This is a genomic window from Aquiflexum sp. TKW24L (genome assembly GCF_023502205.1).
In the GTDB taxonomy this organism is placed as follows: domain Bacteria; phylum Bacteroidota; class Bacteroidia; order Cytophagales; family Cyclobacteriaceae; genus Cognataquiflexum.
Genome location: NZ_JAMFLG010000066.1, coordinates 1 through 13118, shown reverse-complemented (window position 1 = coordinate 13118; position 13118 = coordinate 1). Strand labels below are relative to the sequence as shown.

The 13118-nt window shown below is 41.5% G+C and carries 10 protein-coding genes; 5 read left to right on the top strand and 5 right to left on the bottom strand.

Annotated elements, in window-relative coordinates:
- Positions 1–217 precede the first annotated feature (217 nt).
- Genes M3O96_RS21555 through M3O96_RS21545 form a run of 3 tightly spaced genes read left to right on the top strand, consistent with a single transcriptional unit; the run spans position 218 to position 3552 of the window.
- Entirely contained in the window at positions 218–1867 is a 1650-nt protein-coding gene (locus M3O96_RS21555; RefSeq protein ID WP_249725148.1) for an ABC transporter substrate-binding protein, read from the top strand.
- A 14-nt stretch (positions 1868–1881) separates the two neighbouring features.
- A complete protein-coding gene (gene hemL, locus M3O96_RS21550; protein WP_249725145.1) occupies positions 1882–3171 on the top strand; it encodes a glutamate-1-semialdehyde 2,1-aminomutase in 1290 nt (429 codons plus the stop codon).
- A 30-nt stretch (positions 3172–3201) separates the two neighbouring features.
- Positions 3202–3552, top strand: coding sequence for a Spx/MgsR family RNA polymerase-binding regulatory protein (locus M3O96_RS21545; protein ID WP_249725131.1), 351 nt, complete (start codon positions 3202–3204; stop codon positions 3550–3552).
- Between the two features lie 15 nt (positions 3553–3567).
- On the opposite strand, the gene M3O96_RS21540 is transcribed toward M3O96_RS21545, so the two are convergent.
- The 4 genes from M3O96_RS21540 to M3O96_RS21525 all read right to left on the bottom strand — a co-directional run bounded on the left by M3O96_RS21540 (position 3568) and on the right by M3O96_RS21525 (position 10721).
- Positions 3568–4965, bottom strand: a complete 1398-nt coding sequence (locus M3O96_RS21540) for a c-type cytochrome domain-containing protein (protein WP_249725101.1) — start codon at positions 4963–4965, stop codon at positions 3568–3570.
- 9 nt (positions 4966–4974) lie between these two features.
- The gene (locus M3O96_RS21535; protein ID WP_249725100.1) at positions 4975–6483 is read right to left on the bottom strand and encodes a DUF1501 domain-containing protein; all 1509 of its coding nucleotides are present in this window, start codon (positions 6481–6483) and stop codon (positions 4975–4977) included.
- A gap of 1 nt (position 6484) precedes the next feature.
- Complete coding sequence (locus M3O96_RS21530; RefSeq protein WP_249725097.1) at positions 6485–9223, bottom strand: DUF1553 domain-containing protein; 2739 nt, start codon at positions 9221–9223, stop codon at positions 6485–6487.
- A gap of 550 nt (positions 9224–9773) precedes the next feature.
- Positions 9774–10721 carry an NAD-dependent epimerase/dehydratase family protein gene (locus M3O96_RS21525; protein ID WP_249725094.1) on the bottom strand — a complete coding sequence of 316 codons (948 nt, stop codon included), beginning with the start codon at positions 10719–10721 and terminating at the stop codon, positions 9774–9776.
- Between the two features lie 154 nt (positions 10722–10875).
- On the opposite strand from M3O96_RS21525, the gene kbl reads away from it, so the two are divergent.
- On the top strand, positions 10876–12072 hold the full coding sequence (kbl, locus tag M3O96_RS21520; protein ID WP_249725080.1) for a glycine C-acetyltransferase: 1197 nt from the start codon (positions 10876–10878) through the stop codon (positions 12070–12072).
- Positions 12073–12240: 168 nt separating this feature from the next.
- Positions 12241–12669 carry a hypothetical protein gene (locus M3O96_RS21515; RefSeq protein WP_249725062.1) on the top strand — a complete coding sequence of 143 codons (429 nt, stop codon included), beginning with the start codon at positions 12241–12243 and terminating at the stop codon, positions 12667–12669.
- Between the two features lie 161 nt (positions 12670–12830).
- On the opposite strand, the gene M3O96_RS21510 is transcribed toward M3O96_RS21515, so the two are convergent.
- The gene (locus tag M3O96_RS21510) at positions 12831–13046 is read right to left on the bottom strand and encodes a type II toxin-antitoxin system VapB family antitoxin (protein WP_249725059.1); all 216 of its coding nucleotides are present in this window, start codon (positions 13044–13046) and stop codon (positions 12831–12833) included.
- Positions 13047–13118 lie beyond the last annotated feature (72 nt).

The window sequence follows — 13118 nt, the reverse complement described above, 5'->3', positions numbered from 1 at the left end:
TATAAGTAACTCCTGTTGCCTTTGCAAGTCATGTTAGCTTACGAAGACACAGATATAATAGTATCATTCAAACGCAGAATGTACACCGGGAAAAAGCATTTATTTAGGTAGAGAAATGCATTCCCCAATCCATAATTTACTTTTCTTTTGCTCGGAAATGGCTTAACTTGGCCCTTATTTTGAGAATGAGATTATCGCAAGTTTAGAAATTTACCCTATGAGAACACACCTCTTTTTATTGATATTGATCTTTAGTTTTTCAACCAATGCATTTCCCCAAGATGAATTAGCAAGTTATAAAAGAGCCAAAACTTTAATAGGCTATGGAAATTATTCTGATGCCATGGATTTGATGAGACCCTACATGGAAGAATCCAGGTATGGCAAATTGGCTTCCTATGCGCAATATCACTTTGGATTTTCAGCATTTCAGAATAAGCAGGTGGAATTAGCCAAGTCGGTTATTAAGCCATTAGCCGAAAATAAAAATTGGGAAAAACAAGATGATGCGAGATACTTGTTGGCATTGATTTATTTTGAAGAGACGAAAAATATTGAAGCATTACAGGAGATAGCGCTTATCAAAAATCCTGAAATATTCACCCAAGGTGAACGTGCGAGTCTGAATTATTTAAGAAAAACTTCCGTCAGTTTTTTGATCGCTAATTTGAGCAAATTCAAAAATAATAATGGCTATTTGGTTGCTTTGAGAGAACAATTGGAAAAGCAATCCATCATGTCCAATGACGAAAGGGTTCTTTTGCAACAATTGAAAAGCAATGAAAATCCTATTAAATCCCCAACTTCCTCTAATAAAAATTTTCAAACCCTGGATATTTCTATCTTGCTTCCCTTTAATTATTCAGGAGGCACAGATGTCAAATCCATTAGCCAGGGTAATTTTGTCCTTGAATTATACCAAGGATTACGTTTTGCACTTGACGAATTGATTGCAAACGGCTATAACATAAATGTCAGGACCTATGACACCCAAAGGAATAATTCTCGGTTACAAAATATACTTAACGATCCATTTTTGATGAAATCCGATGTGATTATCGGACCGATATATCCTGAAGAATCAGATCTTGTTTTACAATTTTCCCAAAAAAACAACATTCCTTTTATCAATCCATTGTCAAATTTGGATGATAAAATTCAAGGATATGAAAACGCATATTTGTTTAGACCGGCAGTTTCTTCTTTAAGTAATGGTCTTTTGAAATACCTAGAAACTAATTTGGAGGGGAAAAGTCTTGCAATAGGCTATTCGAGTGCCGGCAGAGATGAGCAATTAATGGCAAAATTGGTGGAAGATGCGACAAGTCAAGGTTTTAAAATAGTATCTAAAACACTGGTTTCTCCAAAAAATATAAATCAATTTTTTGATTCTGGGATTAATTCATCATCAAAGGCAGATGCTATCATAATAATTTCTGATGACCCCAATATTGCCCAGGGTTCATTTGGTTATTTGGAGTCAAAAAATTTAAAAACCCCTGTTATCGTTATGGATAGTTGGTTGTATTTCAATTTTGCAAGTTATGAAATGATGGAGAATCAGAATTTTGTTTTCTTGGGGAATAATTCAATTGATTTCAGTAACCCTAATCTCGAACTTTTCCGGAACGGATTTAATGAGGAATATGGAAAATTCCCATCACTTAATATGCATTTGGGATATGAACTCACTTATTGGATTGCTGAAACGATAAATCCTTCCAAAGGCTTTGAGTTTAGAAAAAATTTGAACCAAAATAGATTCAAACCGGGTAAGATTACTTTTGGGTTTGATTTTACAAATGCTAACAACAATCGGTACGTGCCCGTGTTAAAATTGTATAACGGTAAATTGGAAGTGAATTAAAAATATAAATATACATGCAGATTACCCATAGTAAATCATTGTTTGAAAAAGCAAAAAAATATATACCGGGAGGAGTCAATTCTCCCGTTCGTGCATTCAGAGCAGTAGGAGGGGATCCGATTTTTATAAAAAGAGCGGACGGAGCTTTTATCTATGACGAAGATAATAATGCCTACATCGAGCTCATTAATAGCTGGGGGCCAATGATCCTTGGACATAATCATCCGATGATCAAAGAAGCCATCATAAAGGCTTTGGAATTTGGGACATCTTATGGGGCGCCTACAGCAAAAGAAGTTGAAATTGCTGAATTGATTGCAAGCATGGTACCTTCTGTCGAAAAGATCAGAATGGTGAATTCCGGCACCGAAGCCACCATGTCTGCAATCAGGGTTGCAAGAGGATTTACCGGAAAGGACAAATTCATCAAAATGGAAGGCCATTACCACGGTCATGGAGATTCCTTTTTGATTTCCGCAGGTTCGGGAGCGATTACAATGGGCAATCCAGATTCACCGGGCGTGACCAAAGGTACCGCAAAGGACACACTCCTTGCTCCATACAATGACCTCGAAGCCATCGAACAGCTTGTTGCTGCTAATAAAGGTGAAATTGCCGCTTTGATTTTAGAGCCTGTTCCTGGCAATATGGGACTTGTCTTACCAAAAGTGGGTTATCTCCAAGGAATAAGAAAGATCTGTGAAAGGGAAGGAATAGTCCTGATCTTTGATGAGGTCATGACTGGATTCAGGCTTGCAAAAGGCGGTGCTCAGGAGCTTTTTGGGGTGATACCTGATATGACTACTCTTGGAAAGATCATCGGAGGCGGTCTTCCCGTAGGTGCTTATGGTGGCAAAAAGGAAATCATGGAGTTTGTCTCTCCTGCAGGCCCTGTCTACCAGGCAGGAACACTTTCCGGCAATCCCATTGCCATGGCTGCGGGTCTGACAATGCTAAGGCACCTGAACCAAAATCCTGAAGTTTACACTACACTGAACAGTATCGGTTCAAAATTGGTAAAAGGATTCCAATCTTCCCTAGACAAACTTGGATTGAATTATACGATCAGCCACCTTGGAAGCATGTATAGCCTTTTCTTTACCGATCAGGAAGTTTATGATTTTGAATCTGCCAAAAAATCTGATACGGTCCGCTTTGGGAAGTATTTTCAAGGCATGCTCAAAAGAGGTGTTTACCTCGCCCCCTCTCAATATGAAAGTCTATTCCTTTCCACTGCTTTGAGCGATGAATTGATCGAAAGGGTCATCAAAGCCAATGAAGAATCCCTCAGGGAAATCTTCTAAAGAAAAATAATCAATCAAAAAACTCCCAAAATGGAATTAAAGATATACGGTATCAAAAACTGCGATACCATGAAAAAGACCTTCGATTTTTTGAAGGAAAATGGCATCGAATACATTTTCATTGATTACAAAAAACAGGCTCCCGATGCGCAATTGTTGGTGAGATTTGCTTCTGAAGTGGGTTTTGAAGCATTGGTCAATAAAAAAGGTACTACCTTCAGGAAACTTACTGATGAGGAAAAATCCCAACTGGAAACAGAAACTGATGCCTTGGCATTATTGAGCACTAAGAGTAGCATGATCAAAAGACCAATTATTGAATTTCCAAATGGAGATCTGATTTTGGGGTTTGAACCGGAAGCGATCTTGAAAAAAATCTAGAATTTGCCTTTCCTGCTAATATTTCATTCGATCTGTTGGCAGGGAAGGCAATTCAAAATTCCCCACCTCAACCTTAAAACTCAATTCCTTTAACTTTTCAACGTTGATCTCTTTGGCTAAAGGGGTTTCATAGGCAAAAACTTTTTGAAGGCTTGGGTGAGAATTGAGCTTTCCTAAATTATCTCTATTGACCATTGATTTGGTCAAATGCAACTGAATTAAGTGAGCATTTCCCTTCAGGATCTCAAAATTTTGACCTTCAATTTTTGTCTCATTCAGTTTGAGGACTGTGAGGTTTTCCATTTTTCCGATAAGAGGAATAATATCATCAGTAACATTCGAAAGGCTTAAATCAAGGATAGTGATATAGGCAAGAATGGGTTCCAAAGATTCCAAGTCCTGATTTTCGGCATTAGTAAAATTGATGGTACTGACTTTGAGTAAGGGAAATGTTACGCTCAGCTTTTCGATAAAAAAACCTTTTCCTTTCAATTCCTTGAAAACATCCTCCTCCAATGGTTCGAGTTGGACTTCAGGATAAATCGATGTTTCATTTTTCACAAAAAAAGAAGAAACCAAATCCACTGAAATTCCAGATTGGCCGAGTGTCTCCTCAAAAGAAGTGCCTGCATGTAGCCAAGCTATTATCAATGCCACCTCGGCTTCTACGGGCTGTCTTTTTTCCTTTGGGGGCATATGGTCTTCATGGTCCAAGGGTAACAGCATTCGTTTAATCAGTTCGCTTTCCAAGGGGGTTTTATGGAAGATAACTTCTCCATTTTTCCCACCTTCTAATAAGCTCTCTTTGGAAGTCAAGATCAAATCACCCTTGCTGTTCTTCTCATTATGGCAACTGCGGCAGTTTTGGTTCAATATCGGTTGCACTACCTCATCAAAAAACAAAGCTTGCTCCCATGCATCCGCATCAATGGAAAAAGGCTCAAACTGCTCTTGGATTTTAAACCCAAAAGTTTCCTGAACCCCTTCCGGCAGAACCTCCGTCAGGTAAGTTTCTCCATGTGTCAGATTGCCTCCGAGATGTCCGGTAATTGTCAGAGAAAGAAAAAGTATCGCTGAACCAATATGGATTTTTGGATTCGATGTGGATTGATATTTTTTGACAAGAAGATAAAGAGACAAACAAGTCAGCGCGGTGAGAATACCCAAAATCAAATGGTTTTGAATCGTGTCAAAAGCATAACCTTCCTGATTATAGAGGATTATTCCGGTGATACACGCAAAAAATGCCGTCAGGGTGCTCAAAAGCAAAGCAAACTGCACAGTGGGCAAAAGCAGGTTTTTGTCCTTCCTTGGATAATACATCAAGATCAGGGCAAACAAAATAAACCCAATCGGCAAATGGACTATCAAGGGGTGAAATCTTCCGATCAGTGGGAAAATGAATAGCGGCATTGGTCTCGATTAGGCTAAAATGTCTCTGATGATTTCGCCTTCCACATCTGTAAGTCGAAAAGGCCTTCCCTGAAAATCGTATGTGAATTTTTCGTGGTCAAATCCCAAAACCTGCAATATCGTGGCGTGGACATCATGTACAGAAACTTTACCTTCTACGCCCGAAAACCCAAAATCATCCGTTTGGCCGTAACTAGTTCCACTTTTAATCCCTGCCCCTGCCATCCACATCGTAAATGCATCCACGTGGTGGTCTCGCCCTTTGAAGCCCATGGTCTTTCCTTCCCTGTTTTCCTGCATCGGGGTTCTTCCAAATTCACCTCCCCACACCACTAAAGTATCTTCCAACAATCCTCTTTGCTTGAGGTCAAGCAAAAGTGCGGCTATCGGCCGGTCTATTTCATTGCATTTGTTTCTTAATCCCAAATCAATCGCTGTGTCATGGTCTGTGCCATGGCTGTCCCATCCCCAATCATACAACTGAACAAAGCGAACCCCTTTTTCTACCAATTTTCTGGCGAGCAGGCAATTATTGGCAAAAGCTTCTTCTCCCGGTTTTGTGCCATACAATTGATGGATAGATTCAGGTTCGTCGTTGATCTTCATCACATTGGGAACTTCGATCTGCATCCTGTAGGCCATCTCATATTGGTTGATCCTAGCCAAAGTTTCGGGGTCGCCAAATGCCTCAAATTCAGCTTTGTTGACTTCATTGATGGAGGAGACCAATGTCTTTTTGAGGTCGCGGTTGATTCCTTTTGGGTCTTCAAGGTAGAGTACCGGATCGCCTTTGGACCGACATTGGACTCCTTGGTAAACTGAGGGCAAAAACCCGCTTCCCCAAACGCTTTTTCCGGCATCAGGGGTTTTTCCTCCGGATGTCAAGACGACAAAACCGGGAAGATTCTGATTTTCTGTTCCTAGGCCATAAGTAACCCAACTACCTAAACTTGGCCTTCCCAATCTCGGACTTCCTGTTTGCATGAAGAGTTGGGCAGGACCATGGTTAAATTGGTCGGTATGCACTGCTTTTAGGAAGGCGACTTCATCTACTACTTTCGAAAAATGCGGAAGGTAATCAGACACCCAAGCACCGGATTCGCCATGTTGGGCAAAGTTGGATTGTGGGCCAAGGAGATTGGGGACACCACGGATAAAGGCGAATTTCCTTCCTTCCAAAAGAGATTCCGGGCAAGGTTGGTTGTTGTATTTGACAAGTTCTGGTTTGAAATCAAAAAGCTCTAACTGCGATGGTGAACCTGCCATATGCAGGTAGATGACCGATTTTGCTTTCGCAAAATAAGGAGGCGGCAAGGGAGAAAGGGGATTCAAATCCCTGTCGGAAAGTTGAAGTCCCTGAACTTTGGGTACACCTGGATTTGTCTCGCAGCCAAATAGCAAAGGCGCCAAGGCCAAACCGCCCATTTTGCTGACGCAGTCCAAGAGAAAATGACGCCTTGTTTGTTTTTCAAGTTGCGTGCGGTGAAGCTCGGTCAATAGGTTTTCCAGCCTTTTCATTTCAGGATTTGGTTAGAAATTCGTCTAGGTTCAACATGGCATTGGCTACCAAAGTATAAGCCGCCAATTCCGGATTCGCCTGGACTTTTTTGTCTTGTAAAAATTCTTTCAGTTCCTCGGGTTTGGATCTGTAATTGGTCAATGCTTCTTGATACAGGTTCAACAGGCTTTTCTTCTTTGATTCAGAAATTGTCACCAACATCATTTTTTCATAGGTTTCTGCAATGACAGTCCCGGGATCTTTATTGGTTTCTCGGGACATCTTTTCCCCAAGCTTCAAAGCAGCCTCGATATACACCGGATCATTCAAGGTCGCCAATGCCTGAAGTGGAGTATTGGTGACGATGCGTTTGCTGATGCAGACTTCCCTGCTGCCGGCATCAAAACTCATAAAGGAAGGATAAGGACTGGTTCTTTTCAGAAAGGTATATACCGACCTTCTATATTGGTCTTCCCCTTCACTGGTTTTCCAGGATTCTCCATTATAGACTGTTTGCCAGATTCCATCAGGTTGGTGGGGCATGACACCTTTACCATACATTTTGTCACTGATCAGCCCTGAAACAGCTAAGGCTTGGTCACGGACTTGCTCGGCACTCAGCCTAAATCTCGGCCCTCTTGCGTACCACCTGTTTTCAGGATCTTTTTCATGCATTTCAGGACTGATCTTGGAGCTTTGCCTGTACGTGTGAGAGCTAACGATTTCCTTGATTAGGGATTTGATGCTCCAATCATATTCGTGCATCAGCTTCCAAGCCAAGTGATCCAATAACTTAGGGTGGGAAGGCAGATCCGATTGGGTTCCCATATCCTCCAAGGTATTGACCAATCCACGTCCGAATATTTGTGCCCAAACTCTGTTGACCAAACTCCGAGCTGTTAGGGGATTTTCTTTGTCCACCATCCAATAAGCTAGTCCCAACCTGTTTTTGGGCCATTCAGGATTCCAGTTGTTCAGTGCCTTTGGAGTTTTCGCCTGCACTTCTTCCCCGAGCAACATCCAATTACCCCTTTCAAAAACATTGGTTTTTCTCTTCATGAAATCAGGATTTTCGATCATGATAGGAAGAGTTACAGGTTTGGCAGCCAATAAAGCCATCCATTGCTGCTCCATGCTGAAGTATTCCGGTTTGTCTTTTCCGGGAAGGGATTTTATAAACGAAAACCATACTATCCCTGAAGTGGACTGTTGTGGTTTTGCTTTTGGATTTACAGCACTGATGAAAAGGTCGGTCTTTCCTTTGATCGCTGCAAATGGAATAGCCCTTGTAATCCGGCCTTCCGTTTTATCAATGGTAAATTCGCTCAGGATTTCACCTTCAGGCCCGCCTTTTCGGATTTCCATTTTAGTGCCGTCTATATCAGCCCAATAATTAAGCAGGAGCTGATCGGAGTTTTGGGTGTCTACATTGCGGAGGTAGGTCGTTCCATTGTGCCACATGCCTAGCCATTTGGTATCGATGAGTTCGGCATTGACAAAATCCTCACATAGATGGGCGTGGTACTTGGGTTCCAGGTAGGTAAGGAAATTCGCTTTGGACAAAGCTTCCTCGTTGTTGCTGTTTTGGGCCACCCAGGTTTTGATTTTTTGAACCTGAGCTTTTTCTTCCTCGGAGTAAAGTCTCAGTTTTGGTTCCTCATCGTGGGTGTCCTCATCTCTTGAATTATTAAAAAATGCCTTGACCTGAAAATATTCCTCATGCTTGAAAGGGTCATAAGGATGGCTGTGACATTGCACACAGGCCATTGTGGTACTTTGCCAAACCTCAAAAGTGGTATTGACCCGATCCAATACCGCCGCAACTCGAAATTCTTCATCCTCCGTACCGCCTTCATCATTGTTCATTGTATTGCGGTGAAAAGCCGTAGCGATTAATTGGTCCTCCGTAGGATTTGGCAAAAGGTCCCCCGCAAGTTGCTCCACCGTAAATCGGTCAAACGGCATGTCGGCATTGAGTGACTTGATCACCCAATCCCGATATGGCCACATGGTGCGGGAGACATCCCGTTCATACCCCTTAGTATCTGCATACCTAGCCATGTCCAGCCACCAAGTCGCCCATTTTTCCCCATAAGTGGGCAGAGTGAGGAGGTGATCGACAGCTTTGTCATAGGTTATTTTTCCTGAATCCCAATCATTCACCAATTTTTCTGACGGGGGAAGGCCTGTGATGTCCAAAGCCAGCCTTCTCAAAAGCCGCAAAGATTCTTCCTCCGGCGATGGAGATAGTCCATTTTCAATCTGTTTTTGGAAAACAAAATGGTCAATGGTTGAAATAGGAGATTTTCCAAGAATTGAGGCAAATGGTTTTTTTGAAGTTTCAGGGATTTTTGGTTCTCCTACAGGAACATAAGCCCAATGTTTGCCCCAAGAAGCGCCTTGATGGATCCAATTTTTGAGGGTTTCGATTTCTTCCTCAGACAAAGCAGGCCTGTGGTAAGGCATCCTCATTTCGGGATCGGATTCATAAAGTCTTCTGATGATTTCACTTTGGCCGGGTCGGCCGGGAATAATGGCAGGCTGTCCGGATTCGGTAACCGCAAATGCTTCCTCCTCAAAAAGTACGCTGAAGCCGCCGTTTTTTTTGACACCTCCATGACATGAAATACAATGCTTGTTAAGGATGGGCTTGACATCGGTACTGAAATCCACTCTTTTTGGTTCTTTGAAAAACAAGATAGTTCCCACCAAAAGGAAGAGCGAAACGGTAAGGAAAGCTGGAAGATTTTTATTTGGCATTTTGGATAAGCTACTGCAATCAAATTAATGATATTTGGTCAACTTATCAAAATGTCTTTTGTTAGAAGGGGGAATAGCCATTTTTAGTATCGACCTATATGAATGAATAAACATCAAATTCTCCTATTTATGGATATTGGTTGATACTTTTTGATATTGGGATATTGTTTTGCTTCAAACTCTGTGTCTGTTTGGTTTAAGATTTTTGTGGAGAATGATCCTGAAGGGATCAAATATTAATAACCCCGGGTAAGGAACGCAACCCGGGGTAAAAAGAGAGAAAGCGTGACCGGTTTTTTGGCCGAAAGAATATCAAGAGAGTATAAGCCTTCCGCCAAAAACAGGGAAGTTTAATACATAAATTAACCCTTTATCAAATACAAAATCAATCAACTTTTTCAGGGTTGGTCTGATCTTGATCTTTTCCTATCCCTGTCTCGATAGTTGGGGGTTCTGTGGTTATTAAAAATTTGACACTTTATGGGTTTTTTCTCATTGAAATCAATTTTTCTGCTTCTCTGACATTCATCTAATTTGAACCTTTAAAAATTCAAAACGAATAAGACGGAAGATGCATGAGAATATCGGCGGTCATTTTTTCAAGACTGTAGTCATGTTGCCAACCCCAGTCTTTCCTTGCGCAGCAATCGTCAATACTATCCGGCCAAGAGTCAGCGATTTCCTGTCTGAAATCCGGTTTGTAACTGATGCTAAATTCAGGATAATGGACTTTGATGCTTTCAAAAATTTCTTTTGGAGAAAAACTCATGGCCGAAAGGTTATAACTCGACCGGATTTTCACCTGCTCTTTTGGCGCATGCATCAGGTCCAAAGTGGACTTGATTGCATCGGGCATATACATCATCGGCAGGTAAGAATCTTCTCGGAGGAAAGAAACGAAATGTTCTCCCGCAATTGCTTTGTGGTAGATGTCAACCGCATAATCGGTCGTCCCGCCGCCGGGAAGTGACTTATAGCCAATAAGTCCCGGATAGCGCAGACTTCTTACATCTACTCCATATTTCTGAAAGTAATACTCACACCACCTTTCTCCGGCTTGCTTCGAAATGCCATAGACCGTGTTAGGTTCCTTGACACAATATTGCGGTGTGTTGACTTTTGGGGTATTTGGACCAAAAACAGCAATGGAAGATGGCCAATAGATTTTTTCGAGTTTTTCTTCTTTGGCCAATTCCAATACAAAAAGCAAACTTTCCATATTGAGGTTCCATGCAAAAAGCGGCATCTTCTCTCCTGTAGCGGAAAGGACTGCAGCCAAATGGTAAATCTGCTTCACATTTTGGTCTTTGACCAAATCTTTCAAAGCCTCTTTGTCCATCACATCAAGGACAGCAGTCCTGCAGTTTTCGAACTTTTCCAAAGCTTTGGGATTGATGTCTGTGGCGATGACATTGTCTCCACCGTAGATGTTGGCTATGGCCTGCGTCAGTTCCGAACCCAATTGTCCGGCTGCGCCAATGATCAAAATTCTTTCCATTTTTAAAATATTCCTAATCGGTGCTCCGGAAAAGCCCTTGGGATTTTTAATTATATTTGGGACTTAAAGCGACAAAAATAGTGATTTCGATGAATGTATTTCACTTTAATTGTAGGAGTGCTTTTTTCTTTTAAAACCCCCAATACAAAATAATATGTACGATACTTTGAAACCCAAATTAGAGAAAGAGTTACAGGAAATCGAAGCGGCAGGCCTGTTCAAAAAAGAACGCATCATCACTTCTCCCCAAGCTGCAGAGATTACCATTGCCGGAGGGAAGCAGGTGTTGAACTTCTGTGCCAACAATTATTTGGGGCTTTCTTCGCATCCCAAGGTCATCGAAGCAGCTAAAAACGCCATCGATTCCCATGGTTTTGGCATGTCTTCAGTGAGGTTTATCTGCGGCACACAGGATATCCATAAGGAACTGGAAGCCAAAATCTCCAAGTTTTTGGGTACCGAAGATACGATTTTGTATGCCGCGGCTTTTGATGCCAATGGGGGAGTTTTCGAACCGCTCTTTGGTGCTGAGGATGCGATCATTTCTGATGCCCTCAACCATGCTTCGATCATCGACGGGGTTAGGCTGTGCAAAGCAATGCGCTTCCGATACAACCACAATGACATGGAAGACCTCGAAGCCCAACTCAAAGATGCCGATGCCAAAGGTGCCCAAAATAAGGTCATCGTCACAGACGGCGTCTTTTCCATGGACGGCACCATCGCCCAATTGGACAAAATCGTCGCTTTGGCAGAGAAATACCATGCTGTAGTCATGTCTGACGAATGTCATTCTACTGGCTTTATGGGCAAAACCGGCCGTGGCGTCCATGAATACCACAACGTAATGGGCAAAATCGACATCATCACAGGGACATTGGGAAAAGCCCTGGGCGGTGCTTCGGGAGGCTTTACTTCCGGCAGGAAGGAAATCATCGAATTGCTGCGTCAGCGTTCTAGACCTTATCTTTTTTCCAATACCTTGGCCCCATCCATCACAGGTGCTTCGATTGCGGTTTTTGACCTGCTGTCGGAGACCACCGAACTGAGAGACAAGCTAGAAGAGAACACCAAATACTTCAGGGAAAAGATGACAGCGGCAGGTTTTGATATCAAGCCAGGCGAACATGCCATCGTCCCGATCATGCTGTATGATGCGGTGCTGTCCCAAAAGATGGCCGAGAAGCTTTTGGAGAAAGGAATATATGTTATCGGATTTTATTTTCCTGTGGTACCAAAAGGTCAGGCAAGGATTAGGGTGCAGATTTCTGCCGGTCATGAAAGGGAACATTTGGATCAGGCCATTGCTGCTTTTATAGAAGTAGGGAAGGAATTGGGTGTGGTGAAGTAAAAATCCTAGACCTTATTGAACATCAAAAATCCCCTTGGAATCAAATCCAAGGGGATTTTGATTTTAGTATTTAGGAGATTCAATAATTGCATTGTCATTTTTTTTTTTGATATATTTAGTTTTCAGAATTGAAAATATTTGAGAAAAAATTAAACCGAAAAAGAGGCTATGAAAAAAATAATTTATTTTCTAATTACACTTTTATTAGGTGTAGGCTGTATAAGTAAAGAGGATTGGGAAACGGATGTTCTGGATGTTGATAAGGCATTACAAAGAGCCCAAGACTCTTGCGGACAGGCTTCAATGGATTGGTTTAGTGAAATGCTTCGCAAGGCAGAGGAGGATAGGTTAACTAAGGCACATAAAGGAAGTTATATTGGTTTTGTTTCCTTGGTCAAACATGAAAATAACAGCGTCTTTTATACAAATTTCATGAGTAAAGTTGGAGGAGGGTTGATGTTTTACTTAATGGATTGCCAAGGAAATCAATTTGATGCATCTTCCATTGTTGCGGAGGATATGGCTTTTTTCTCAAAAGAAGCCTATAAAAAGAAGAACATTATTTATTCAAGTGTGCCACTGGATTTTTTTGACTAAGTATGGGGTTCAAAATTTCATAAGGTGATTAAGGCTGTAGGGTTTTGACCCAACCAGTGACACCAAGGCCTGTGGATCCGTAATGGATCACTAAAATCCTGACAATTAAAAAATTTTCTATTCGGGTCTGTGATTGTGTTTTCAATCAGACGTACTAAATGCTACAACTCTCTCAAGTTGTTTTTCTCACGCAGTTCTTTTGCCGAGTATTTGAATTCAAGTGGCTCTTGGAGGATAGAAAGGCTCATTTTTTTAAGCTTTTGGTTTGAGATGTATCCTTTTAAAGCGATTTTCAAAGCTTCTGTAATGGTCTCTGCTTTGGTATATTCCAAAGCTTCTTTGATCAATTCGTCACGCAAGATTACAGTAACTTTCATAGGAATAAATTTACTTAAAGAGACTTTAAAAATCAATTAAATATCTGATTTATAAGCAATATCAATCAATAT